Source organism: Polaribacter sp., from assembly GCF_965656025.1.
Classification (GTDB): domain Bacteria; phylum Bacteroidota; class Bacteroidia; order Flavobacteriales; family Flavobacteriaceae; genus Polaribacter.
Map to the genome: position 1 here is coordinate 1 of NZ_CBFHJT010000002.1, position 24764 is coordinate 24764.

Here is a 24764-nt window from a genome sequence, read left to right on the forward strand (position 1 = left end):
AGATGACAAATCAATAAAATCTATTTTTCTTTTCTGCAAATACCTTTTAAAAGAAGCAATTAATAATGCATGTTGCATTTTTATGATAGGTCTTAAAGTTTGATTCTGAAAAGTTTCTACATCTGTAGTCCCTTCTTTTATCAAACCTTTTAAAATAGGTCTTTCTTTATTCATTTTCTAGTAATTCATCAATTTGTAGTTGAAAATCGTATTGCAAATCTTCGTGCAGTTTATCAATGGCTTTTTTTGCCATTCTTAACTGTGTTTCAAATATATTTTGCAAACGTGTGCTTCGCTTAATAGAAGGTTTAAATTCTTTTAATTTTTTACAAAAATACAATAGCAACTCTGCTTCTGTTTCTTTCTTTTTAGAATATCGAATGTGTTTTTTTATAGAAGTTAATATTTTTCTGGTACTTTTTCTTATGTAAAAAAAGCTCTTAGTATTAATTTCTTCAAACTGTAAATCTACCTCTTCTTTAATTGTTTGAATATACATTTCTTCATCATGAGATTCAAACAACAAATAAGTTAATAATTCTTTATTTTCTTTTTTAAACCTTGCCAGATGTAAACACAGCTCTTTAAGTTCATTCGCAGATTTATGCGAGAGTTCGTCTTTTAGTTGTTTTATACTTACTGCTTTCATTAAAAAAGAAACCTCAAATAATTTATACAATTATTTGAGGTTATGTGTTTGTTTATATCTTATTTTTCACTTGGTATGGTAACCATTTCATTTACATCTGCATCGTAATCTACACCTGTAACTTTAAAACCAAAAAGGTTATAAAAATCATTACTATAACCTTCTAAATCTCCAATTTCCGAGAGATTTTCTGTTGTTGCAGATTCCCAAAGCGACACTACTTCTTTTTGAACATCATCATACATTTCCCAATCATCAATCCTAATTCGTCCTTTTTCATCTAAAGGAACTTCTCCATCTGAAAATAATCTTTGGCTGTACAAACGTTGAATTTGCTCTATACAACCTTCGTGAATTCCTTTTTCTTTCATCACTTTATACAACAAAGAAATATACAATGGAATTACCGGAATTGCAGAACTAGCCTGGGTTACCAAGGCTTTATTTACTGAAACATAGGCCTTACCTCCTACAGATTTTAAAGCATCTGTAATTTCGAAAGCGGTTGCTTCTAAGTGATCTTTTGCTGCACCTATAGTTCCGTTTCTGTAAACAGGTTTTGTAACTTCGGGCCCAATGTAAGAGTAAGCAACTGTGGTTGCGCCTTCAGAAAGTAAGTTTTCTGCATTTAATGCATCCATCCACATTTTCCAATCTTCACCACCCATTACTGTTATGGTGTTTTCTACGTCTTCTCCTTCTGCCGGATTTATAGAAATTTCTGATACTTTACCTGTATGAAAATCAACCGTTTTATTAGTAAAAACTTCTCCTATTGGTTTTAAAACCGATTTGTATCTTTTACCAGTTTCTGGATGCGTTCTAACAGGTGATGCTAGACTGTAAATTACCAAATCTACTTGCCCTAAATCTTCTTTAATTAGATCTACAACTTGTTGTTTTATTTCGTTTGAAAATGCATCTCCGTTAATGCTTTTTGCATACAAACCTGCCTTGTGCGCTTCTTTTTCAAAAGCGGCAGTATTATAATAACCTGGTGAAGCTGGTCTGCCCTCTGAAGCTGGTTTATCAAAAAACACCCCAATTGTTGCTGCATCTGAACCAAATGCACTTGTTATTCTAGACGCCAAACCAAAACCTGTAGAAGCACCAATGACTAATACTTTTTTGGGTCCTTCAATTTCTTCTTTCGATTTTATGTATTCTATTTGATTTTTTACGTTTTGCTCACAACCTATAGGATGTGATGTTAAACAAATAAAGCCTCTTGTTCTTGGTTCAATTTTCATTTTTGTTTGTTTTAATTGCTATTTTTAAATTGACCTATCATTTCGACGATAGGAGAAATCTAAAATTAACGGATGAGATTTCTCCTATCGTCGAAATGACAAATTTATTATTTATTAGAATTCAAAAAGGAATTTACATTCTCTTCAATTCTTTGTAAAACACGATCTGTAGCTGCTTTTACAAATTTTTCTCCTGTAATTTGTTCGTACAATTCTATATATCTGTTTGAAATTTCTAAAATTTTATCATCAGACATTGCTGGTATTTGTTGATTTTCTTTTCCTTGAAACCCATTTTCTATCAACCATTGTCTAACAAATTCTTTAGACAATTGTTTTTGTGCTTCCCCCCTATCTTGTCTTTCTTGATAACCATCAGCATAAAAATAACGCGAAGAATCTGGTGTGTGTATTTCATCTATCAACACAATTTTACCTTCTTTGGTTTTACCAAATTCGTATTTCGTATCTACTAAAATAAGACCTCTTTTTGCCGCAATTTCTGTACCTCTTTTAAATAATTTACGGGTATAATCTTCTAAAATTAGATAATCGTTTTCAGAAACAATTCCTTTTGCTAAAATTTCTTCTCTAGATATATCTTCATCATGTTCGCCATTATCAGCTTTGGTAGACGGTGTAATTATTGGTGTTGGAAATTGATCATTTTCTTGTAAACCTTCTGCCATTGTTACACCACACAAAACTCTTTTACCTGATTTGTATTCTCTTGCTGCATGACCCGATAAATAGCCTCGAATAACCATTTCTACCTTAAAAGGTTCACATAAATGCCCAACAGCTACGTTTTCGTCTGGATTTGCAATTAACCAATTAGGAACAATATCTGCTGTATCATTCATCATTTTGGTAGCAATTTGATTTAATATTTGACCTTTAAATGGTATTTGACGTGGTAAAATTACATCGAAAGCAGAAAGTCTATCTGTTGCAATCATTACTAGAAGTTCATCATTAATATTATAAACTTCTCTAACTTTACCTTTATAAACAGATTTTAAATTCTGGAATTTAAAATTCGTTTCATTAATTGTATTCATTTTAATTTTGTGTTGTTTGTGCAAAAGTAAGGTATAATTCTAAGTTATTTTCTCAATAAAGAAAAATTACCAAACAAAGTTTCTCCATTTTGTCTCACTAATTTAAACCAATAGTTATTAGACGACAAAAGTCTACCAGACTCAGTACCATCCCAAAATTCGTTTTTATTTTTTAAATACTTTATTTGCTTTCCAAATCTGTTATAAATGTAAATTTGATAATCTTCGTTTGGAAAATTATCAACTTGCCATGTATCATTTACACCATCTGAATTGGGTGAAAAAAATACTGGATATGTTTTAACAAAAATGGTTTCTTCATAAAACTCACAACCATCTACACCTTTTAAATAAACAGTATTTAAACCACCTTTTAAATTGTTGAATTTGTTATTGCTTTGATAATTTATACCATCTATAGAATATTCGTAATCTCTAGAGGAATTTGTATTTATTATAATATTATTATTAGTTGCTGAAAAATCGTTTACAGTTATGCTAACATTATTTAAAGCTTCATTTTTTATAACTTCTATCTCTATATCTGTAGAAGAAATTCCACAATCACCATTATCTATGGTATATTTATAAATACCTGATTCGTTTGTGGAGGGGTCAAAAAAAGCACTAACAGGATTATTGTTTAATGTCCATATTCCACCTGGATTAGGGCTTCCTTCTAAAACATCAAATAGAATAAATGGATTAGCAAATTCGCATAAAACAAGTTTTTTATTTTTTCCTGTATTGGGTTTTTCTGAAACTGAAACCGTAATATTTGCTTGTACATCTCCACAAAAAGTATCATTTACAACATAACTATATACTCCTGGTGGGTCAATATTTGGATTAAAAATACTGGTTTCGCTTGACAATTGTGGTACCCAAACTCCTCCTGGAGTTGGATTTCCTTCTAAAAGGCTAAAAAGGTTTATGTTTCCTCCCTCTAAACAAGTAAATACTTCTCTATTTTTTCCTGCTCTTAACTTAGAAGGAAAAGTTACCTGTACTTTTGCACTTCTTTCTCCACATAATGGATCATTATGTATGTAGGTATAAATGCCTTCTGTATCATTTTGTGGATCAAACTCTCCTGTTCCACTTGATAAAGCAGGAGACCAATAACCTCCTCTATCTGGTCTACCTAATAGCTGATTAAAGAGATCTATTTTAGGGGAATTGAAACAAATTTCTACGATATTATTTTTTCCTGGATTTGGAAGTGTATCTTCTTGAAAATCGAAAATAGTGTTTGAATTTGTATCTAATGGGTTTGTATAACCAGTAGTTTCTCCAATAATTAAACCTCTTATATCTACTGTATCTGGTATATTACCTAATGTTCCGTTATTATCCCCATCTAAAAAACCAGCCTCAACTACATCAAAACAACCGTCATTATCACTATCTAAATCCTTAGAATCTGGGAAACCATCACTATCACTATCTATATTTCCAGAACCTTCTAAAGTGTCTAAAACACCATCATTATCATCATCATCATCTATTACATTTGCAACTCCGTCATCATCAAAATCTGGATCACAAATTTCTATAATTGCAGATATATCAGAACAATCTCCACCGTTATTTGCTACATTGGTTATTTCTGTTATTGTTCCATTATTTAATAGGTTGCACATCCAGGAACAATCTAACATTTTAGGATTGTTTATGACTGTAAAACTTCCTTCTACCAAAGCTAAACTTAAAAAACCTTTGGTTTCTTGTAATTCTAAATTATTACTAAGTTGAAACCTATCGTCTAAAAGATAGAGGTCTCCAACCTTTTCTAATAAATCGAAACCAACGATGCTTGTTACACTTGTATTGTTTATTGTAAAACTTGCACCTATATTTTTTAAATTATTAAAGCTTGGTATCTCTTTAACTTCTATACCAATTATGTTAAAAAATCTATTGATATTTTTTAAATTATCAAAACCTCTAATAGTTTCAATTTTTTCTAAATTTAAATCATTACCAATGATTTCTAATTTTTTCAAACCATCAAAAAGTTTCAATTTTGGATTTGAGGTAAAGTTTAAATCGTCGTTAATTTGTACAACATTATTTAATGGAGTTAACTGTTCTAAATTATCATTTAAACTAATATTGAGTTCTCCTGAAATAGTCTTTAAATTATCAAAACCTTTAATCTCTTTTAAATTTTCTAATCGACCAATTTCTATATTTCCATTTACAGATTCTAAGTTTGTAAAACCATCTATTTTTAACAAGTTGGAATTTAAAGCAATTAACACAGAACTTGAAGTTTCTAAGTTTTGAAAACTATTAATTTCTACTAAACTTTTACAAGCAGTTATTTCTAATTTACCTGCTACACTTTTTAATTTTTGAAAATTATCTAATACATCTTCTTCAACAGAAATTATTAAATCTCCTTTTACTTCTTCTAAAAAGTTTAAATTAGATAAGTTGGTAATTGGTGTTAAAATTTCGCCATCATCTGTTGAATTTATTAATGATGATATAATTATTAAATTACCTTCTATAACTTTACAGTCGCTAAAATTAGTTGTAAAAGCATCTACATCTTCTTGTGATCTTAAAAAAATTTCACCAGGGTTTGGGCACTGTGAAAATGCCACGGTTAATTTTAAAAATAAGAATACATAGAGTAATTTTCTCATACACACAAAAATAGTGAATGTTTTAATACAAAACATTTATTTAACTATTTTGAGTATGGTTAAACATACTAAAAAAAAGAGCTTACTTCTCCTTTCTTAAACGTTTTATTTGCTTTATGTTATCTGATATAGGTGTTGCCGTAATTTCTTTTTCACCAGGAATAAAATAGAAAAAATAAGCAGAGTTTTGTCCTATTTTTCTAACGTCTAATTTGGTATTATCTTTAAAAACCAGCGTATAATTAGGTACAGCATCTTGCTTGCTAAATTTTTGTTTCATACCAATACCCATACCAGTTCTCATAGATACAAATAGTAAGAAAAAAATAAACATTAAACCCGGTAATTGGTTTTTTCTTTGTTTTAGTTTTTCGTATTTTTTATCCCACTTTTCTATATTATATATTTTTTGATACCATTTTTTTTCTCTAAAATAAGCATACATTTTAAACATCCATCTAGAAAAATACAAATGCATAATCCAAAACATGAAAATAAGAATTAAAGTAATTCTCCAGTTATTTGTTAATAAACTAATGGGAGAAATTAAAGCGTCTAAAATAGTTGTATAATTTAAGTAAGAAACCCCAAAAATGCCATAAAATATAGCATCACTTACAATACCTAGAATAATTAAATATAAATAACCTATGTAAAAATAATCTTGTAGAGATAATTTGTCTTCTTCAATTTTTATCATTCTGTTTCTATGCCTTTATATGCTGTAATAATTTTTTTAACTAATCTATGTCTTACCACATCTTTATCATCTAAATATACTTGTGCAATACCTTCTATATCTTTTAACGCGAGTAAAGATTCTTTTAAACCAGAAACTTGTTTTCTTGGTAAATCTATTTGACCTGGATCTCCGGTAATTATAAACTTGGCGTTTTTACCCATTCTTGTTAAAAACATTTTCATTTGATTATGGGTGGTGTTTTGTGCTTCATCTAAAATTACGAATGCATTGTCTAAAGTTCTACCACGCATAAAAGCTAAAGGCGCTATTTGTATGACTCCTTTTTCTAAGTGAGATTCTAACCTTTCATGTGGAATCATATCTCTTAAACCGTCATATAAAGGTTGCATGTAAGGATCTAATTTCTCTTTTAAATCTCCTGGTAAAAAACCTAAGTTTTCTCCAGATTCTACAGCTGGTCTTGTTAAAATTATACGTCTTACTTCTTTTTCTTTTAAGGCTTTTACAGCCAAAGCAACTGCTGTATATGTTTTACCTGTACCCGCTGGCCCTACTGCAAAAAGCATATCATTTTTTTGCATTAAAGTCACCATTTTACGTTGATTTTCGGTTTGTGCTTTAATTAACTTACCACTTACACCGTGTACTAAAACATCTTTTGTGTTTTTAGAACCAGATGTTTTTTCTTCGTAACCTGTAGATGTTAAAATGCGCTCTACACTATTTTCATCTAACTTATTGTATCTATTAAAATACTTAATTAAACGCTCTAAACGTATTTCAAATTCGTCTAACAAGTTAGATTCTCCATACACTTTTACTTTAGAGCCACGTGCTACAATTTTAATTTTTGGAAAATACCTTTTTAACTGTTCAATGGTGCTGTTATGTGCCCCAAAAAAGTCTTTTGGGTTTATTTCTTCTAACTCTATTATGCGTTCGTTCAAATGTTTATTTTTTGATGTTTAATATCTGTTTTATTTCAACTAAAAATAGCGAATAAAAATTCTAAATTGATTAGATTTGCGTAAAATAGTTAACAACTTTTGCACATTTAATTAACAGCAATTTTTTATGCCTTTTATAACTCTTACTACAGATTTCGGAACAAAAGACCATTTTGTGGGCGCTGTAAAAGGAGCTATTTTTTCTGAATTACCAGAAGTAAATATTGTGGATATAACTCATGAAGTTTCTCCCTTTAACATTACAGAAACTGCTTATATTTTAAAAAATTCTTACAAAAGCTTCCCTAAAGGCACTGTGCATATTGTAGGAGTAGATTCTGAATTAAGTGTAGAAAACAAACACATTGCTCTAGAACTAGATAATCATTTTTTTGTGTGCCCAGACAATGGTTTAATTTCTATGATTGCTTCTGAGGTAAAACCCACAAAAATTGTAGAAATTAACATACATGATCGAATAGAAAGTAGTTTTCCTGTGTTAGATGTATTTGTACAAGTGGCTTGTTTTATTGTTAGAGGTGGTAATTTAACAGTAATTGGCAAAGAGGTTCAAGATTTTAAAAAGATTATAGAGATACAGCCAAAAACCAATCAGCAACAAGACCAAATTATTGGAGGCGTTTTATACATCGACAATTACGGAAATGTAATTACCAATATTAGTAAAAAAATGTTTCAGGATATTGGTAAGGGCAGAAACTTTACGATCAGCGCCAAAAAACACACCTTTACCAAGGTTTTTTCTAAATATAATGAAGTGACAAGCAACAGTGCTTATAGCAATCAACAATATGAGGGCCATAAATTAGCGCTTTTTAACTCTGCAGAATATTTAGAATTAGCTATTTATAGAAGTAATTTAGATACAGTTGGTGGCGCAAGTTCCCTATTAGGTTTAGCTTATAGAGATGTTGTAACTATTACTTTTGTAAACACACCAAATCAAGAATTTACCATATTAAACTAAGCATGTTTGTAAGAATTGTAAAGATGAGTTTTCATCAAGAAAATATTGAAACTTTTAGAGCTATTTTTGAAGATAAAAAGGAATTTATTAGAAATTCTGAAGGTTGTAAACTTTTAGAATTATATCAGGATAAAAATAATAAAGAACTATTTTTTACGTATTCTTATTGGGAAACTGAGCAGGATTTAGAAAATTATAGGAATTCTGAACTATTTAAAAGTGTTTGGAAAAAAACCAAAGCATTGTTTAATAAAAAACCAGAAGCTTGGAGTGTAGATAAGAAAGTGAGTTTGGTGTAAGTTAGAAGTTGGGAGTTAGAAGTTAGAAGTTAGAAGTTAGAAGTTAGAAGTTAGAAGTTAGAAGTTAGAAGTTAGAAGAAAAATAAAATATGTTAGCCATACTAAAAAAAGAATTCAACTCATTTTTCTCATCTACAATTGCTTATTTGGTAATTGGGGTATTTTTACTTATCAATGGTTTGTTCTTGTTTATTTTTAAAGACGATTTTAATATTCTAAATGCTGGTTTTGCAGATATCAATTCGTTCTTTTATCTAACTCCTTGGATTTTTATTTTCTTAATACCTGCCATTACCATGAAAAGTTTTGCAGACGAATTTAACAATGGAACCATCGAAATTTTAAAAACCAAACCCATATCTAATTGGCAAATTGTTTTGGGTAAATTTTGGGCCTCTTTATTGTTAGTAATTATCGCAATAATACCCACTTTCACTTATGTTTATACTGTATATTATTTAGGAAATCCTGTTGGAAACTTAGATTTTGCCTCCATAATTGGCTCTTATATTGGTCTGCTTTTTTTAGCTGCTACTTATACAGCTATTGGTCTATTTACCTCAACCCTTTCTAAAAATCAGATAGTAGCCTTTATTTTAGGTGTTTTAATTACTTTTTTATTATTCTATGGTTTTGATGCACTTTCTGCCACAATCAATAATAATTTAGTTATAAAAAAATTGGGTATTAACGAGCATTTTAAAAGCATTTCTAGAGGAATTATAGACACAAGAGATATTATCTATTTTCTAAGTGTTACTTTTTTCTTTTTATTCATCACTAAAACCAAATTAGAAAATGAATAAAAACATAAAAAATATAGTCTTTTTAGTGATAGCTATCATAGCCATTAATTATGCTAGTACATCTTTTTATAAAAGATTCGATTTAACGTCTGACAAACGTTATACACTCTCTGAAACAACTATAAATATTATTTCTAAAATCGATAAAACCTTATTTATAAACGTTTATTTAGAAGGTGATTTTCCATCGGAATTCAAAAGACTACAAATAGAAACCAAACAATATTTAGAAGAATTAGCAGCAGAAAATAGCAATATTGTTATCAATTTTGAAAATCCAGACAATCAACGTGAAGCGCTCATAAAAAAAGGGATGATGCCCAGCCAATTGACTGTTGAGGAAGAAGGCAAAATGTCTGAAGCCATTATTTTTCCTTGGGCAGCAATAAATTATGGGAAAAAAACAAGTGTCGTTTCTCTTTTACCAAACTCAATTGTAGCCTCTCAAGAAGAGCAGTTACAAAAAGCGATAGAAAATTTAGAATATAGTTTTTCTAATTCTATCAATGCTGTAAATACTGACACAAGAAAAAAAGTTGCTATACTTACAGGAAACGGAGAATTGCAAGACATGTATCAATACAGTTACTTGAGTGAAGTTGCTAAAAAATACAGATTGGCAAAATTTACGCTAGATTCTGTGGCTAAAAATCCGCAACAAACATTAAACGATTTGCTAAATTTAGATTTAGCGATTATTGCAAAACCTACAGAAAAATTTAGCGAAAAAGAAAAATTAGTTTTAGACCAATTTATAATAAATGGTGGTAAAACACTTTGGATGTTAGACATGGTAAATGCTGACCAAGATAGTTTGGCTACCAGCAATAAAATGCTTGCTTATCCAAGAGATTTAAACCTTACAGATTTGCTATTTTCTTACGGAATACGTATAAACACAAGTCTAATTAAAGATTTATATGCTGCACAAATACCTGTTGCAACAGGGCAAGTAGGAAATCAAACGCAGTTTAAAAATTTAGATTGGTTTTATCACCCTTTAGCTGGTGCAAATCCTAATAATGTAATTACAAAAAATGTAACACCTGTTAGATTACAGTTTGCAAATCAAATAGATACACTTAAAAACAACATTAAAAAAACACCTTTATTGGTAAGTTCTGTGTTAACCCAAAAAGTAGGTACACCCGTTTTTATAGAATTACAATCTATTGCAGAAGAAGTTTTAGAAAAAAATTACAATGATGGAAACCAGTTATTTGCGGTTTTATTAGAAGGACAATTTAAATCCGCCTACAAAAACAGAGTAAAACCTTTTGCAAGTAAATATAACAAAGAACAATCTACACCTAATAAAATGGTGGTCATTGCAGATGGTGATGTTGGTAAAAATCAACTTTTAAAAGGAAAACCTTTTGATTTAGCTAGAGATAAATGGACCAATCAGCAATTTGGAAACAAAGATTTTTTACTAAATACTATCGATTATTTACTAGATGATACTGGCTTAATGCAGCTTAGAAACAAAACCTTAAAGATTAGAATGTTAGATAAGCAAAAGGCATTTAAAGAACGTACTTATTGGCAATTTTTAAATGTGATTTTACCTCTACTTTTGTTATTTGGTTTTGGATTTGTTTTTAATTTTTTAAGACGAAGAAAATATTCTTAAATATAAAATAGCCTAATTAAATCTTCAACAAATTATCATGAATAAATTCATATTCTAAAACACGTTGTAGTTTTTCTGAGTTGATAATTTTCCATTGATAATTTTCATTTTCTTCAAAAACAGGCATTTCTAAACCTTTACTCATTCTAGCATTTACATAAAATACTTCTCTTGTAGGATGATGATTAGAACAGGCATTAAAAGTAATATCCCAACAATTCTGAGCAATAATTGTATGTATAATTTCAATACAATCTTCTCTATGAATCATATTTACAAAACCTTTGGGCTGTGGTATTTTTTTACCGCTTGTAAACCAATTTGCTGGATGTCTTTCGCCACCAAACAAACCTGCAAAACGTAAAATGGTTGTTTCAAAAAAAGTGTTTTCTCTAAATAGATTTTCAATAATTACTAAAGGATGATTTTTTACAACAGCATCACCTTCTGTCATTACTTTATTAATTCTTGGGTACACAGAGGTAGAACTTATAAAAATAACTTTTTGTACTGGTGAGTTTTGAATTTGAGAAATTAAGTTTTCGAATCCATCTATATCTTTAGCGGTAATGGCAATGATTAAAATATCTGTATTTAAAAAATCGTCATATTCCTCAAAATCAGAAATATTTACGATATAAGATTCTATACCTAAAGATTCTAATTCTTCAACTTTATCTTCAGAAGTTGTAGAACCTTTTACAAAAAAACCTTCTTCCAATAAAGAAACTGCTAAAGGTTTCCCTAACCATCCACAACCTAAAATACTTACATTTTTCATTTTTAAAATTTTAATATTTAACGAACAGGTAGATGGCGAAAAATATCATTATTTATCAATTTAAAAAAATAATATATTATCCATAAATTCGAACTTAATTTATAAAAATTAAACAAAGATACATCTCCTTTTTTTAAGTTTTTGTTAACGTTTACTGTTTTTTGAAATTGTAATTTTGATTGACTAATAATCTTAAAATTTTAACAATGAAAAAAATAATACTATCCTTATTTGTTGCTGCCATTGCTTTTTCTGCAAATGCACAAATTAAAACTCCAGCTCCTAGCCCATTTCAGAAAATTGAGCAAAAAGTTGGTTTAACAGATGTTACTTTAGAGTACTCAAGACCTAGTATGAAAGGAAGGAAAATATTTGGTGGCTTAGAAGATTATGGAAAAGTTTGGAGAACAGGAGCTAACGAAAACACTAAAGTAACCTTTTCTACAGATTTTATGGTTGATGGAAAAAACCTAAAAAAAGGTACTTATGCATTATATACAATTCCAGGAGAAAAAACTTGGGATGTAATTTTATATACGGACGCTACAAATTGGGGGAATCCTAGAAAATGGGACGAATCTAAAGTTGCTGCAAAAATAACAGTTACTCCATATAAAATGCCAATGCCAATTGAAACGTTTACCATTACTTTTGATGATTTAACAAATAGTTCTGCTGTTATAGGTATTATGTGGGAAAACGTTTATGTACCATTTAAGTTTGAAACACCAACTGACAAAATGGTTTCTTCTAGTATAAACAAAATAATGAACGGACCAACTGCAGACGACATGTATGGAGCTGCGGTTTATTATTTACAAGCTGATAAAGACATTACAAAAGCACAAGAATGGATTGATAAAGCAGTAGAAATGACTTCTGATAGTCCTCGTTTTTGGTTTTTACGCCAACAATCTTTAATCCATGCGAAAGCAGGAAATAAAAAAGGAGCAATTAAAGCTGCAAAAGAATCTTTAAAATATGCTACTAAAGCAGGAAATGCTGGGTATATTAAAATGAACAAAGCCTCTTTAAAAGAGTGGGGAGCTATGTAATTTTTAATAACTTATAAAACATAAAAAATCTGAAGTGTTTACTTCAGATTTTTTTTAGCTTACTTTTAAATAAGTATCCTTATCAATAAAATAATTGGCTATTTTTTTGGGCGGTTCTACAGCAGACCATGAGGTATAGTCGAACCAAAAAAGTGCTCTTTTTAAAGTAACACAAAGTTCGTTTTTAGCATTATAGAAATTTATTTCTACAAACATCTTACCAGAAACATCTATCTGTTTAAATTCTAATGAGGTTGAAAATTTTTGTGTAAACATTAAATTTTTAAAATGTACTTGTTGGTCATTTACCTTTTGTAAACCTAGCTTTAAAGCATTCATCTTTATTTTTGCAAATCCATTTGTATATAAAAAAGTATCGAATATTGTAGAGGCATAGTTTAAAAATGCTGCATTTTGCATCACCATAAAATCGTTAACATCTTCTCCTTTTACTTTATAATTTCGTTGAAACATACGTGTAGAATTTTAAACTCTCTAGAATAAGATAGAAAGCATATTAAAACAACTTGTTACAAAATCCTTTGATAATGAAACGAAATATAACAAGCTGTTTCTGTTAATTTATTTTTTAATTTACTTACTTAAAAAGTTCTAGAAAGATTAAAACCTAAGTGAATATCTCCCCCAAAAAAGTTGCCAGTAGTTTCTGTTATAAAAGCCTTTTCTACCATGCGTCTAGAATTTGCTAAAATAATTTGAAAAACATGACCTCCAGTTTCTATATCTATGCCAAAAGCAAGCGAGTTTCTGGTATCTAAAGATTGTAATTTATTAAACTGAGGAAAATATTCTGCATTTAAAGAAACTCTTTTATTTAACTTTACTCTTGTACCGATACCTAATGCAAAAATATCATGAGGGTCTGCTAAGGTTGCAGTTAAATTTCTATGAACATAGGTAGGTGTTAATTGAAATGAAATAGAAGCATTAACTTTTCTTGCAATTAAAACCTGTGCCGTGTAAAATAAACTTTCCGCTACAGATCTAGGTCTTTCTACTCCGGGAATGGTTTTTTGGGTTTTAGCAGCAATACTACCAAACAAAGAAACTGCAAACGGAAAAGAATTGATACCATTTTTTTGTTTTAAAAGACTATATTTTAAGAAACCTTCGTACGTTTTCTCTACACTTGCCCTACTTAAACCTGCTGTTAAATTATCAGTTAAACCATACTCGAAAGAAAAGCGAATGTTAGAGAGATCTAAACCAAATAAATCTTCTATTCCTGTATTTATTGCGCCAAATCTATGTGCAATAATAAACTCTAATTCTTTCTTTTTTCTATTTTCTATTGAATGGCCGTTTACTATTCTTGTTCCTTTAAACGTAGCTGTTACAACATTATCTGTTTTAGGTGTTTCTTCGTCTAAAATATCTAACAAATCTTGTGCAGAAATTTGTATGCCACAAAATATAATAAGTAGCGTTAAAAATATATTTTTCATGTTTTACTTTTTGTAGGGTTGATGATTAAAGTTAAAACTCACTTTTATTTTTTCTGCAATGTTCTTTTTTACTGCTGATGGTATAGCAACATCAAAATCGGATAATTTGATATAAAAATCACCTGACATTACGATAGCATCTTCAGTTTTTATAGTGTTTGCTTCTATTGTAATGCCTTGTGTTTTACCATGTATGGTTAGTTTTCCTTTTATTTTTACTTTACTTTCTTTCTCAGAAACAGCATCAAAATTTAAAATTTCTCCTCTAAATATTGCCTTTGGATATTTGTCTGATTCTACATAATTTTCGTTAAAATGTTCTTGCATTAGCGCTTTTTCGAACATAAAAGATTTCATTAATATAGAAATTGCCATTTGTTTTTTGGTTGCATCTACAATGCTTAAAACTTGATTATTTTCTGCTTCTATATCCTCTAAAGGCGAAGATGAAAAAAATGAAACAGTGCCATTTTTTGTTAAAAATTTATCTTGTGCATTTATTACTGATATTAAAAACAGACAAATACAAAATGTATATAAGGTTTTCATGATATTTTATGATTTGGTTATTACAGATTTTACAAGAATTACATCCATTAGAAACCCTGTACAGATTCCTTTAATAGTAATTTCTTGCGCTTCTTTTACTGTGTTTAATTTTTTAGTTTCATCTGCTGTTAAATGGCAAATAATACTTCCAAAATCGTCATTGGTTTCTAAAGTAATTATCCCTTTTGACTTTACTGTTTTAATAGAAGAAACAGTGCCTGTTACTGCAATTATTTTTTCTAAATAGTTTTTGTTGGCTGTGATTTCATCAATAGAAAAATCGGCAATAATTTTATTAGCAGTTAATGTAATATCTGCTTGTTCATTTGCAACATTTAAATGAGGTTTGTTGTACATTTTATATCCTACAAATGCACCAATACTTGCCAGTACTAAAAAGGCTATTATTATTTTTTTAAATTTCATGACAGCTATTTTAATTATCTAAAGCACCTTCATCTACCCAATTTACAATACTAGCTATCTGTGCTGCCGATAGAGTACCTCCTTGTGGCATTCTTTGACTTGCAACTGCATTTTTTACAATAGTAGCGTTTGCACTAATTTTTGTGTGACTTGTAAGTTCAGGAAAATTACCTCCTGCAGAATGGCAACTGATACATCTAGCATCAATTATAGGTTCTACGTCGCTCTTAAAAGATACTTTTGTATCAACATTTGGATTTTCGCCAGAACTGTCCTCTAATTCTTCTACGTTAGAAATACACGAAGTAAAAAAAACACCTAAAGCAATAATTGCAAGTAAACTTTTGATTTTTGGTTTGTGATTCATTTTAGTTGGTTTTAAAATTTAACAACGTAAAGAAACTATATGAACTACATTTGAACACTAACAACCTTGGTTAGAAGGAAAAAAAATCTTTGAAAAGGAAAAAAGGACGTTGAACAATTTGTTGTTTTTACTCAATCTTTATAAAAACTCTACATGTTTAACCATTGTTTAAACTCTGCCGCTTTATTTTTACTGATGATAATATCTTCTGAAGTTTTAGACTGCAAAACAATTTTTAACTGACTATTACCATACTTAATAATTTTATCTATAGCTGTAATACTAATAATAAATTGCCTATTTGCTCTAAAAAAAATGCTTGCATCTAATTGGGTGTACATATCATCTAAACTTGCATTGGTAGTAGATCGTTTTCCATTAAAACAAACCACATAAGTTATCGTGTTTTCTGTATAAATAAAAGCTATTTCCTTAATAGGTATAGGTACTAGCTCGTTTCTAACATAGGTTAAAATTCTTTGTCTGCCTTTTTCTAAACCATCTTCTAAACCATCGTCTTCAGTAACTTCTACTACTTTTTCTCTATAAGAAACTAAGTCTGTATTTAATTTAGATAAGTTTACAACTTCAGAGGTTAGTGTAGAGTTTTTGAGCTCTAATTGTTTCTCGTAAGCACTACCAATAAAACGAACTGCTAAAAATGATAACACAATAATTAATATCCCCATAATTAAAAAAATGAGGTAAAAATTGGTTTTTAAGGTATTCATCTGTAGAGAAATACGACTCATATTAACATGTGCAGCTACAATTAAATCGGCATTTTTTAGAGGTGATATATGAATAATTTCTGTTAAATCTGGATTTTTTGAATCAGAATTTACTAAAACATCATATAAATCTTCAGAATTATTTTTACCTTCTAAGGACGCTAAAAGTGTTTGATTAGAATTTACCTCCTGCCCTACTTTTGTTATATCTGGATGACAAACCTCTTTACCGCTCCAATTAAAAACACTAATAAACCAACTATCTTTTTGAGAACTCTGTATGATTTGTTGTGTGCTTAATACTATACTGTCTTTAGAAATCCCTTTAGAAAGCTGAAAATCTAATAATTTAGCAATCTCATTAGCCTCTCTTTTACTGGACTCTACTTGTACTTCTATTAATTGGTTTGCGCTAGCTTTTATAAAATATTGAACAGCAAAAGAAGCAATTAATAAAAAAATAGCTGCAATTGATAAAAACGTTAAAAAATAAAGCCGGTCTTTTTTCATACTTATTTAAAAGTCGAAATATACTACTTATTCTAAACTAACCATAAATTGCTTTTCCCCTTTAAGGCTCCTTTTTCCTTTTCGGAGATATTTTTTCATTTTTAATGGATATTTTCTTTTTCTTTACGTCAGTTTATGAAGTCTATAAAAAATCTTTTTTATACAATTATTGTTATTTTACTATTCGTAAATATTTATGTTTACGTACTACCTTTTTTTAAATCTTCTGAAAGAAATTTAGAAAAAGTACCCTCTGAAATAGCATTAAATTCGAACCAATTGGTAAATTATTACCTCGAAAATGAAAAAAACGCCAACTATTTATATACAGGAAAAATCATAGAAGTAATAGGTTTTGTAGAGGATGTTTCTTTTTTAAATGATAGAAATACAGTATTATTGTATACTGATCATAAAAAATATGGTATTCTTTGCGATGTAAATAATGCTCAAATAGAGAAAGTGAAAAGCCTAAAAAAACATCAAAAAATAAAAGTAAAAGGAATCTGTAAAGGTTTTTTAAAAGATGTTGTTTTGTTGAATTGTTACATAGACTTAAAGCCAAATGAATAAAATATTACCACTACTACTCCTTTTTACCTTTTTTATAAAAGTACCTAAAAAAAATTCCCAATTTATTGCACGCCAAGGACAAGTTACTTTTTTCTCTTACACTTCTGTAGAAAATATAGAAGCTAAAAACAACCAAGTTTTAAGTATTATAGATATAGATAAAAAAGAAATAGCCATTAGTATGTTAATGCGTGCTTTTGTGTTTAAAAAAGATTTAATGTACGAGCATTTTAACGAGAGCTACATAGAGTCTGATATGTATCCAAAAGCAAATTTTGAAGGTGAAATTTTAGATTTTGATAAATCTATCACAGGAGAACAAACCAGAATTATAAGAGGAACACTAACCATACATGGTATTTCTAAAGAAATTGACATAAAAACTAAAATAGAAAACAGCAATGGCAGTTATCTTTTAACAGGCGATTTTATTACACAGGTAAAAGATTTTGACATAAAAATACCTCAAATTTTAGCCAGTAATATTGCTAAAAATATTTCTATAAAATTTAGATTTCAATACAAACCTTATGAAAAATAATAGAACTATAAAAATATTTTTGCTTTTGTTTATTGGGTTTTGTACCACAAATGCACAAGATTTATTAGATAAATTAAATAAAGAATTTCCCAAAAAACCAGTATATAAAATTGCTGCTTTTAAAACTACTAGAATTGGTTTAGGTCACTCCATAGAAACCAGAAAAAAAGGAGCTTTAGAAATCTCTCTTTACAATAGATATTGGAATATTCCTAATTTTGATGGCCAACGCTTTTTAGCAGATAAAGTAAGTACAAGGTATGGTTTAGACTATTCTTTTACAGATAACTTTACCTTTGGTTTAGGCTACACCAATTATGATAAAATTTTTGATGGTTTTGTAAAGTATAAGTTTTTAAAACAACGAAATGAAAGCAGTAAAATGCCAGTTTCATTTACATTTGTACAAACTTTTTCACATAGAAAAACTACAAGTTCTACACCCTATAGCGGTACTACAACAGCTGATAGTTTTGCCTATACAACACAGTTTTTAGTGGCTAGAAAATTTAATTCTGAACTTTCTTTACAAATTGCACCCACTGTTATTTTTAAGAATCAAAATAACAGTAATAATCCAAACAGTCAATTCGCTGTGGCTTTTGGCGGTAGACATAAAATAGGTAGACATGCATCTATTGTTTCTGAATATTATTACATAACGAACCCTTTAAAAACAATACAAACGTATCCACCCTTTATGGTGGGTGTTAATTGGGAATTGAGCCATTTGCTATTACAATTTCAAGTAACAAATGCACGTAGTTTTGTAGAGGACACTTACATAACTCAAACAACAAATAACTTTAATGCAGAAGATGGCAACTTCCATTTTGGCTTTAATGCTACATTTGTATTGCATACCAAAAAGAAAAAAATTGAGTAAAATTACTCTAAAAAAAAAGCTTTCAATTTCTTGAAAGCTTTTTTCTATTAATTACAATCTGTAAAAATTATTATGGCATTACTACAGTTTCTATCGCATGTATTACTCCATTTGAAGCAGCAACATCAGCAATAACAACTTTAGACATGTTTCCTTTTTCGTCTTTTAACATAACACTATCTCCATCTAAAGAAGCTACTAATTTACCTCCTTGTACGGTGGTTACTTCAAATGCACCATTGTTTGCTTTTATAGCATCAATTACAGCAGCTGCTTCAAATTTACCTGAAACAACATGATATGTTAAAATACCCGTCAACATTTCTTTATTTTCTGGCTTCAACAACGTTGCAATTGTACCCTCTGGCAATTTTGCAAAAGCATCATTTGTAGGTGCAAAAACTGTAAATGGTCCTTCTCCACTTAATGTTGCTACTAAATCTGCTGCTTTTACTGCTGTAACTAAAGTTGAAAAATTTTCATTTCCAACTGCTACTTCAACAATGTTTGGCTTTTTTTCTTCTTTTACAACTTCTTTAGCTATTTCTTTTTTAACTTCTTCTTTTTTTGTGTTTTTACAAGATGTAAATACAAATAGTATCATTACTGCAAAAGACATTAATACGTTTCTAGTTTTCATAATTTGTTTTTATTATTTGATTCGAATCAAAGATAAATACACATTCTCTTAAATTGTCTTAATTTTTGTTTAAACTTTAGTTAAATTTATTAAACAATTTTATTTTAAATAACAAAAAAAACATCCAACTCTAAAAAAGTTGGATGCCTTAATTATTATAAAAAAAGTAATTTATTTATTTAAATACATTTTACGTCTAGAGTATAAATCATAAAAATCATCATCTTTTAAACTATCTATAAATAAGATGCTTTCTCCTGTAGATTTCATTTCTGGTCCTAGTTTTTTATTCACATTCGGAAACTTGTTAAAAGAAAAAACCGGTTGCTTAATTGCATAACCATCTAATTGAGGGTTAAAGTTGAAGTCTGTTACTTTCTTTTCGCCCAACATTACTTTTGTTGCGTAATTTACATAAGGTTCTTTGTATGCTTTTGCAATAAATGGCACAGTTCTAGAAGCTCTTGGGTTGGCTTCTATAATATAAACTGTATCGTGTTTTATAGCAAACTGAATATTTATTAAACCTACTGTTTTTAATTCTCTTGCAATCGTGTGTGTATGATCTATAATTTGTTGCATTACTAAATCTCCTAAATTAAAGGCAGGTAAAGTTGCGTTAGAATCTCCTGAATGTATTCCACAAGGTTCTATATGTTCCATAATTCCTATGATATAGACATTTCCATCCGCATCACAAATTGCATCTGCTTCTGCTTCTATGGCACCATCTAAATAATGATCTAACAACAATTTATTATTTGGTATTTTATGTAATAAATCTACCACGTGTTGAACCAATTCTTCTTTGTTGATTACAATTTTCATTCCTTGACCACCTAACACATAAGAAGGTCTTACCAAAATAGGGAAATCTAATTGATCTGATAACTGTAGAGCTTCATCTGCTGTTTCTGCAACACCAAACTCTGGATAAGGAATGTTATTTTCTTTTAACAAAGTAGAAAAACGACCTCTATCTTCTGCAATATCTAAAGCTTCAAAAGAAGTACCAATAATTTTGATACCATATTTTGTAAGTTTTTCTGCTAATTTTAAAGCGGTTTGACCACCTAACTGTACAATTACACCTTCTGGTTTTTCATGGCGAATAATGTCGTAAATATGCTCCCAAAAAACAGGCTCAAAATATAATTTATCTGCAGTATCAAAATCTGTGGATACTGTTTCTGGGTTACAGTTAATCATAATGGTTTCATAACCACATTCTGCAGCTGCTAAAACACCATGAACACAACAATAATCAAACTCTATCCCTTGCCCAATTCTGTTAGGTCCAGAGCCTAAAACTACAATCTTTTTCTTGTCTGTAACTACACTTTCGTTTGCAATGGTAATTTCTCCATTTGCTGTTTCTATTTCGTTCTCGAAAGTAGAATAATAGTAAGGTGTTTTTGCTGTAAATTCAGCTGCACAAGTATCTACTAATTTGTAAACACGTTGTACTTTTAATTCTTCTCTTTTTGTATAAACTTCACTTTCTAAACAATCTAGCATGTGTGCTATTTGTCTATCACCATACCCTTTTTGTTTCGCTTCTAGCAATAAATCTCTCTCTATAGTATCTATATTGTACGTAGAAATTTCTTTTTCTAATTGAAATAATTCTTCATATTGCTTTAAATACCACATGTCTATTTTAGTGATGTCGTAAATTTTGCTTAATGGAATTCCCATTGCAATCGCATCATAAATCGCAAAAACACGATCCCAACTTGCGTTGGTTAATTTTTCTATAATTTGATTGTAATCTGTATATCCTTTACCATCTGCACCTAGACCATTTCTTTTAATTTCTAAAGATTGTGTAGCTTTGTGCAATGCCTCTTGGAAACAACGTCCAATGCCCATTACCTCTCCAACTGCCTTCATTTGTAAACCTAAAGTTCTGTCTGAACCTTCAAACTTATCAAAATTCCAACGTGGTATTTTTACAATTACATAATCTAATGTTGGCTCAAATAAAGCCGATGTCGATTTTGTAATTCCGTTTTCTAACTCATCTAAACTGTAACCAATGGCTAATTTTGTAGCTACTTTTGCAATAGGATATCCTGTTGCTTTAGATGCTAACGCAGACGAACGAGAAACACGTGGATTGATTTCAATAGCAATAATATCCTCTTTTTCATCTGGAGAAACTGCAAATTGCACATTACAACCACCTTCAAAATCGCCAATAGAACGCATCATATGTATAGCCATATCACGCATTTTTTGATATGTTTTATCAGATAAGGTCATTGCCGGTGCAACTGTAATAGAATCTCCTGTATGAATACCCATTGGATCCATATTTTCGATAGAACAAATAATAACTACATTATCATTTTTATCACGTAATAATTCTAACTCGTACTCTTTCCACCCCATCATAGCCTTATCAATCATCACTTCGTGGATGGGTGATGCTTCTAAACCTCTACTTAACAATTCATCAAAATCTTCTGCTTTGTAAACGATAGATGCTCCTGCACCACCCAAAGTATAAGAAGACCTAATTACTAACGGAAAACCAAACTCTTGTGCAATTTCTTTTCCTTTTAAGAAAGAAGTTGCTGTAGCTTGCGGTGCCATTTCTACACCAATTTTACCCATTAATTCTCTAAACTGCTCTCTATCTTCTGTAACATTTATTGCATCTATATCTACACCAATTAATTTTACATCAAAATCTTTCCAAATACCTTTATCATCTGCTTCTATACAAAGGTTTAATGCGGTTTGCCCACCCATGGTTGGTAATACTGCATCTATTTGTGGATGTTCTTTTAATATTTTTATGATAGACTTTGTGGTTAATGGCAGCAAATACACATGATCTGCCATAGAAGGATCTGTCATGATTGTTGCTGGATTAGAGTTGATAAGTATCGTTTCTATTCCATCTTCTCTTAAAGAACGTAAAGATTGCGAACCAGAATAATCGAATTCACAAGCTTGCCCAATAACAATAGGTCCAGATCCAATAATTAAAATTGATTTTAAGTCTTCTCTTTTTGGCATGGTAAATAGTTGTGTTTTATGAGTTTGTAAAAATAATTAGTGTTTGGATATAAAAAAAGGTGTTACTAAAAATAGTAACACCTTAATTATTAACAATTGTTAATCATTATATTATTTTTTATGTCTAGTTTCTGAAGACACAGATATTTTCTTTCTTCCTTTAGCTCTTCTTCTAGCTAAAACTTTTCTTCCGTTTGCAGAAGCCATTCTTTCTCTGAAACCGTGTTTGTTTCTTCTCTTTCTCTTTGATGGCTGGTAAGTTCTTTTCGGCATTATATGTATTTTTAAATGACTTCTTTATTTATTTTTAATGTTTTCACATTATGCTCTCTAAAAGCGTGTGCAAATATACAACTGTTTTTATTTTAGACAAACACTATTTTAAAAAAAATTAAAATATTTTTTATAGGTGCAAATTTACAAATTTTAGAAATGTTTTTCCCTTTTTTATTTCACAGAATTTTTAGAGTTAGTACTTTTGCGCAAACCTAAGAATACCATGAGTAACACTAAATACGTTTTTGTAACAGGGGGCGTAACATCTTCACTTGGAAAAGGAATTATTGCAGCATCTTTAGCAAAACTATTGCAAGAAAGAGGCTTTTCTGTAACCATACAAAAATTAGATCCGTACATTAATATAGACCCAGGAACTCTAAACCCTTATGAACATGGCGAATGCTATGTTACAGATGATGGTGCAGAAACCGATTTAGATTTAGGGCACTATGAGCGTTATCTAAACATACCAACATCGCAAGCAAATAATGTAACAACAGGTAGAATTTATCAATCTGTAATAAACAAAGAGCGTAAAGGTGAGTTTTTAGGTAAAACAGTACAAGTTATCCCTCATATTACCGATGAAATTAAACGTAGAATTCAGCTTTTAGGAGAAACTGGTGAATATGATATTGTTATTACAGAAATTGGTGGTACAGTTGGTGATATTGAATCTTTACCTTATGTTGAGTCTGTTAGGCAAATGCTTTGGGAAAAAGGCGAAGATAATGCAATTGTGATTCATTTAACTTTAATTCCTTTTTTAGCGGCTGCTGGCGAGTTAAAAACAAAACCTACACAGCACTCTGTAAAAATGTTAATGCAAAGTGGTGTAAGTCCAGATATTTTGGTTTGTAGAACAGAACACGAAATTTCTGATGAAATTAAAAGAAAGCTAGCTTTATTCTGCAACGTTAAAAAAGAAGACGTTATACAATCTATAGATGCAGAAACCATTTACGATGTACCTAATTTAATGCTAGCCCAAAATTTAGATACTGTAGTTCTTAATAAATTAAAACTATCTTCTAAAGGAGAACCTGAATTAAAAGTTTGGAATGAGTTTTTAAGAAAACATAAAAACCCAACTTCTGAAGTAGAAATTGCATTAATTGGTAAATACATAGAATTACAAGACTCATACAAATCTATTACAGAAGCATTTATTCATGCCGGATCTTCTAATGAAACCAAAGTAAATGTAAGATGGGTACATTCTGAAAGCTTAACCCCAAAGAATTTTGAGAAAAAATTAAAAGGTGTACATGGTATTTTAGTGGCTCCTGGTTTTGGTGATCGAGGTATTGACGGAAAAATAAATGCTGTAAAATATGCAAGAGAAAACAACATTCCGTTCTTCGGAATTTGTTTGGGAATGCAAATGGCAGTTATTGAATATGCTAAAAACGTACTTGGTTTGGTAGATGCTTTTTCTACAGAAATGAAACAAGATTGTAGAAACCCTGTTATCAACCTTATGGAAAGTCAAGAAGATGTAACAGAAAAAGGGGGGACTATGCGTTTAGGTGCTTGGGATTGTAACTTAGTTAAGGACTCTAAGGCTTATAAAGCTTACAATACAGCTAGTATTAGCGAAAGACATAGACATAGATATGAGTTTAATAACGATTACCTAGATCAAATAGAGCTAAAAGGCATGAAAGCAACAGGTACAAACCCAGCAACTGGTTTGGTAGAAGTAGTAGAAATACCAACTCACCCTTGGTTTGTGGGGGTTCAATATCACCCAGAATATAAAAGTACGGTGTTAAAACCTCATCCTTTATTTGTAGATTTTATAAAAGCTGCGCTTAAGTATTCTAAAATTTAAAGTTCAAAGTTTAAAAAGGGAACACAATTTGAACAATTAATATCATCAACAAAAATCACAGCAAAATCAACTAAAAACAATACAGTTTTGCTACATTTGTCGGTTTTTA

General features: G+C 29.9%; 25 protein-coding genes. 9 read left to right on the forward strand and 16 right to left on the reverse strand.

Going from position 1 to position 24764, the window contains the following annotated elements; all coding sequences use genetic code 11:
* Window positions 1-166: 166 nt before the first annotated feature.
* The 6 genes from ACTG3S_RS00475 to ACTG3S_RS00500 all read right to left on the reverse strand — a co-directional run bounded on the left by ACTG3S_RS00475 (window position 167) and on the right by ACTG3S_RS00500 (window position 7264).
* Window positions 167-649: a hypothetical protein gene (locus ACTG3S_RS00475; RefSeq protein WP_439127476.1), complete on the reverse strand. Its 483-nt coding sequence runs from the start codon at window positions 647-649 to the stop codon at window positions 167-169.
* A 59-nt stretch (window positions 650-708) separates the two neighbouring features.
* Window positions 709-1899, reverse strand: a complete 1191-nt coding sequence (gene fabV, locus ACTG3S_RS00480; RefSeq protein WP_439127413.1) for an enoyl-ACP reductase FabV — start codon at window positions 1897-1899, stop codon at window positions 709-711.
* 107 nt (window positions 1900-2006) lie between these two features.
* The gene (locus tag ACTG3S_RS00485) at window positions 2007-2960 is read right to left on the reverse strand and encodes a phosphoribosylaminoimidazolesuccinocarboxamide synthase (RefSeq protein ID WP_439127414.1); all 954 of its coding nucleotides are present in this window, start codon (window positions 2958-2960) and stop codon (window positions 2007-2009) included.
* A gap of 44 nt (window positions 2961-3004) precedes the next feature.
* Window positions 3005-5572: a T9SS type B sorting domain-containing protein gene (locus ACTG3S_RS00490; RefSeq protein WP_439127415.1), complete on the reverse strand. Its 2568-nt coding sequence runs from the start codon at window positions 5570-5572 to the stop codon at window positions 3005-3007.
* 124 nt (window positions 5573-5696) lie between these two features.
* Window positions 5697-6314: a hypothetical protein gene (locus ACTG3S_RS00495; RefSeq protein ID WP_439127416.1), complete on the reverse strand. Its 618-nt coding sequence runs from the start codon at window positions 6312-6314 to the stop codon at window positions 5697-5699.
* Entirely contained in the window at window positions 6311-7264 is a 954-nt protein-coding gene (locus ACTG3S_RS00500) for a PhoH family protein (RefSeq protein WP_439127417.1), read from the reverse strand. Before ACTG3S_RS00500 ends, ACTG3S_RS00495 begins: the two co-directional genes overlap by 4 nt.
* A gap of 127 nt (window positions 7265-7391) precedes the next feature.
* Here ACTG3S_RS00500 and ACTG3S_RS00505 point away from each other — a divergent pair, with 127 nt between their 5' ends.
* The 4 genes from ACTG3S_RS00505 to gldG all read left to right on the forward strand — a co-directional run bounded on the left by ACTG3S_RS00505 (window position 7392) and on the right by gldG (window position 10990).
* Window positions 7392-8252: an SAM hydrolase/SAM-dependent halogenase family protein gene (locus ACTG3S_RS00505; protein ID WP_439127418.1), complete on the forward strand. Its 861-nt coding sequence runs from the start codon at window positions 7392-7394 to the stop codon at window positions 8250-8252.
* A gap of 2 nt (window positions 8253-8254) precedes the next feature.
* A complete protein-coding gene (locus ACTG3S_RS00510; protein WP_439127419.1) occupies window positions 8255-8551 on the forward strand; it encodes a putative quinol monooxygenase in 297 nt (98 codons plus the stop codon).
* Between the two features lie 89 nt (window positions 8552-8640).
* On the forward strand, window positions 8641-9357 hold the full coding sequence (gene gldF / locus ACTG3S_RS00515; RefSeq protein ID WP_439127420.1) for a gliding motility-associated ABC transporter permease subunit GldF: 717 nt from the start codon (window positions 8641-8643) through the stop codon (window positions 9355-9357).
* Entirely contained in the window at window positions 9350-10990 is a 1641-nt protein-coding gene (gene gldG / locus ACTG3S_RS00520) for a gliding motility-associated ABC transporter substrate-binding protein GldG (RefSeq protein WP_439127421.1), read from the forward strand. The genes gldF and gldG overlap by 8 nt, the downstream gene beginning before the upstream one ends.
* A gap of 16 nt (window positions 10991-11006) precedes the next feature.
* On the opposite strand, the gene ACTG3S_RS00525 is transcribed toward gldG, so the two are convergent.
* Window positions 11007-11771 carry a dTDP-glucose 4,6-dehydratase gene (locus ACTG3S_RS00525; RefSeq protein WP_439127422.1) on the reverse strand — a complete coding sequence of 255 codons (765 nt, stop codon included), beginning with the start codon at window positions 11769-11771 and terminating at the stop codon, window positions 11007-11009.
* 206 nt (window positions 11772-11977) lie between these two features.
* Between ACTG3S_RS00525 and ACTG3S_RS00530 the strand changes: the two genes are divergently transcribed.
* Window positions 11978-12826 carry a DUF2911 domain-containing protein gene (locus tag ACTG3S_RS00530; protein WP_439127423.1) on the forward strand — a complete coding sequence of 283 codons (849 nt, stop codon included), beginning with the start codon at window positions 11978-11980 and terminating at the stop codon, window positions 12824-12826.
* 54 nt (window positions 12827-12880) lie between these two features.
* Here ACTG3S_RS00530 and ACTG3S_RS00535 read toward each other — a convergent pair whose 3' ends face one another.
* The 6 genes from ACTG3S_RS00535 to ACTG3S_RS00560 form a co-directional block, all read right to left on the reverse strand.
* Window positions 12881-13300, reverse strand: a complete 420-nt coding sequence (locus tag ACTG3S_RS00535; protein ID WP_439127424.1) for a thioesterase family protein — start codon at window positions 13298-13300, stop codon at window positions 12881-12883.
* Between the two features lie 128 nt (window positions 13301-13428).
* A complete protein-coding gene (locus ACTG3S_RS00540) occupies window positions 13429-14292 on the reverse strand; it encodes a DUF5777 family beta-barrel protein (RefSeq protein ID WP_439127425.1) in 864 nt (287 codons plus the stop codon).
* Between the two features lie 3 nt (window positions 14293-14295).
* Window positions 14296-14841 (reverse strand): YceI family protein, encoded by a 546-nt coding sequence (locus tag ACTG3S_RS00545; protein ID WP_439127426.1) that lies wholly within the window; start codon window positions 14839-14841, stop codon window positions 14296-14298.
* 6 nt (window positions 14842-14847) lie between these two features.
* Window positions 14848-15267 (reverse strand): OB-fold protein, encoded by a 420-nt coding sequence (locus tag ACTG3S_RS00550; protein WP_439127427.1) that lies wholly within the window; start codon window positions 15265-15267, stop codon window positions 14848-14850.
* A gap of 10 nt (window positions 15268-15277) precedes the next feature.
* Window positions 15278-15634, reverse strand: a complete 357-nt coding sequence (locus ACTG3S_RS00555; protein ID WP_439127428.1) for a c-type cytochrome — start codon at window positions 15632-15634, stop codon at window positions 15278-15280.
* A 149-nt stretch (window positions 15635-15783) separates the two neighbouring features.
* Entirely contained in the window at window positions 15784-16875 is a 1092-nt protein-coding gene (locus tag ACTG3S_RS00560) for a LytR/AlgR family response regulator transcription factor (RefSeq protein WP_439127429.1), read from the reverse strand.
* A gap of 135 nt (window positions 16876-17010) precedes the next feature.
* Here ACTG3S_RS00560 and ACTG3S_RS00565 point away from each other — a divergent pair, with 135 nt between their 5' ends.
* The 3 genes from ACTG3S_RS00565 to ACTG3S_RS00575 are packed head-to-tail and all read left to right on the forward strand — an operon-like array spanning window position 17011 to window position 18875.
* Window positions 17011-17448 (forward strand): OB-fold protein, encoded by a 438-nt coding sequence (locus ACTG3S_RS00565; RefSeq protein WP_439127430.1) that lies wholly within the window; start codon window positions 17011-17013, stop codon window positions 17446-17448.
* Window positions 17441-17989, forward strand: coding sequence for a YceI family protein (locus ACTG3S_RS00570; protein WP_439127431.1), 549 nt, complete (start codon window positions 17441-17443; stop codon window positions 17987-17989). Before ACTG3S_RS00565 ends, ACTG3S_RS00570 begins: the two co-directional genes overlap by 8 nt.
* A complete protein-coding gene (locus ACTG3S_RS00575; RefSeq protein ID WP_439127432.1) occupies window positions 17979-18875 on the forward strand; it encodes a DUF5777 family beta-barrel protein in 897 nt (298 codons plus the stop codon). Before ACTG3S_RS00570 ends, ACTG3S_RS00575 begins: the two co-directional genes overlap by 11 nt.
* 70 nt (window positions 18876-18945) lie before the next feature.
* Here the strand turns inward: ACTG3S_RS00575 and ACTG3S_RS00580 are convergent, their stop codons facing one another.
* From ACTG3S_RS00580 to rpmH, 3 genes are all read right to left on the reverse strand, one after another.
* A complete protein-coding gene (locus ACTG3S_RS00580; RefSeq protein WP_439127433.1) occupies window positions 18946-19515 on the reverse strand; it encodes a fasciclin domain-containing protein in 570 nt (189 codons plus the stop codon).
* Window positions 19516-19686: 171 nt separating this feature from the next.
* Window positions 19687-22542, reverse strand: a complete 2856-nt coding sequence (gene carB, locus ACTG3S_RS00585) for a carbamoyl-phosphate synthase large subunit (protein ID WP_439127434.1) — start codon at window positions 22540-22542, stop codon at window positions 19687-19689.
* Between the two features lie 111 nt (window positions 22543-22653).
* Window positions 22654-22815, reverse strand: coding sequence for a 50S ribosomal protein L34 (gene rpmH, locus ACTG3S_RS00590; RefSeq protein ID WP_298949287.1), 162 nt, complete (start codon window positions 22813-22815; stop codon window positions 22654-22656).
* A 226-nt stretch (window positions 22816-23041) separates the two neighbouring features.
* Here rpmH and ACTG3S_RS00595 point away from each other — a divergent pair, with 226 nt between their 5' ends.
* On the forward strand, window positions 23042-24655 hold the full coding sequence (locus ACTG3S_RS00595) for a CTP synthase (protein WP_439127435.1): 1614 nt from the start codon (window positions 23042-23044) through the stop codon (window positions 24653-24655).
* The last annotated feature ends 109 nt before the right edge of the window (window positions 24656-24764 follow it).

Bases quoted from the DNA above. Each gene is read 5' to 3' on its own strand.
- ACTG3S_RS00475 (WP_439127476.1), bottom strand. From the start codon at position 649: ATGAAAGCAGTAAGTATAAAACAACTAAAAGACGAACTCTCGCATAAA.
- fabV (WP_439127413.1), bottom strand. From the start codon at position 1,899: ATGAAAATTGAACCAAGAACAAGAGGCTTTATTTGTTTAACATCACAT.
- ACTG3S_RS00485 (WP_439127414.1), bottom strand. From the start codon at position 2,960: ATGAATACAATTAATGAAACGAATTTTAAATTCCAGAATTTAAAATCT.
- ACTG3S_RS00495 (WP_439127416.1), bottom strand. From the start codon at position 6,314: ATGATAAAAATTGAAGAAGACAAATTATCTCTACAAGATTATTTTTAC.
- ACTG3S_RS00505 (WP_439127418.1), top strand. From the start codon at position 7,392: ATGCCTTTTATAACTCTTACTACAGATTTCGGAACAAAAGACCATTTT.
- ACTG3S_RS00510 (WP_439127419.1), top strand. From the start codon at position 8,255: ATGTTTGTAAGAATTGTAAAGATGAGTTTTCATCAAGAAAATATTGAA.
- gldF (WP_439127420.1), top strand. From the start codon at position 8,641: ATGTTAGCCATACTAAAAAAAGAATTCAACTCATTTTTCTCATCTACA.
- gldG (WP_439127421.1), top strand. From the start codon at position 9,350: ATGAATAAAAACATAAAAAATATAGTCTTTTTAGTGATAGCTATCATA.
- ACTG3S_RS00525 (WP_439127422.1), bottom strand. From the start codon at position 11,771: ATGAAAAATGTAAGTATTTTAGGTTGTGGATGGTTAGGGAAACCTTTA.
- ACTG3S_RS00530 (WP_439127423.1), top strand. From the start codon at position 11,978: ATGAAAAAAATAATACTATCCTTATTTGTTGCTGCCATTGCTTTTTCT.
- ACTG3S_RS00535 (WP_439127424.1), bottom strand. From the start codon at position 13,300: ATGTTTCAACGAAATTATAAAGTAAAAGGAGAAGATGTTAACGATTTT.
- ACTG3S_RS00540 (WP_439127425.1), bottom strand. From the start codon at position 14,292: ATGAAAAATATATTTTTAACGCTACTTATTATATTTTGTGGCATACAA.
- ACTG3S_RS00545 (WP_439127426.1), bottom strand. From the start codon at position 14,841: ATGAAAACCTTATATACATTTTGTATTTGTCTGTTTTTAATATCAGTA.
- ACTG3S_RS00550 (WP_439127427.1), bottom strand. From the start codon at position 15,267: ATGAAATTTAAAAAAATAATAATAGCCTTTTTAGTACTGGCAAGTATT.
- ACTG3S_RS00555 (WP_439127428.1), bottom strand. From the start codon at position 15,634: ATGAATCACAAACCAAAAATCAAAAGTTTACTTGCAATTATTGCTTTA.
- ACTG3S_RS00560 (WP_439127429.1), bottom strand. From the start codon at position 16,875: ATGAAAAAAGACCGGCTTTATTTTTTAACGTTTTTATCAATTGCAGCT.
- ACTG3S_RS00565 (WP_439127430.1), top strand. From the start codon at position 17,011: ATGAAGTCTATAAAAAATCTTTTTTATACAATTATTGTTATTTTACTA.
- ACTG3S_RS00570 (WP_439127431.1), top strand. From the start codon at position 17,441: ATGAATAAAATATTACCACTACTACTCCTTTTTACCTTTTTTATAAAA.
- ACTG3S_RS00575 (WP_439127432.1), top strand. From the start codon at position 17,979: ATGAAAAATAATAGAACTATAAAAATATTTTTGCTTTTGTTTATTGGG.
- ACTG3S_RS00580 (WP_439127433.1), bottom strand. From the start codon at position 19,515: ATGAAAACTAGAAACGTATTAATGTCTTTTGCAGTAATGATACTATTT.
- carB (WP_439127434.1), bottom strand. From the start codon at position 22,542: ATGCCAAAAAGAGAAGACTTAAAATCAATTTTAATTATTGGATCTGGA.
- rpmH (WP_298949287.1), bottom strand. From the start codon at position 22,815: ATGCCGAAAAGAACTTACCAGCCATCAAAGAGAAAGAGAAGAAACAAA.
- ACTG3S_RS00595 (WP_439127435.1), top strand. From the start codon at position 23,042: ATGAGTAACACTAAATACGTTTTTGTAACAGGGGGCGTAACATCTTCA.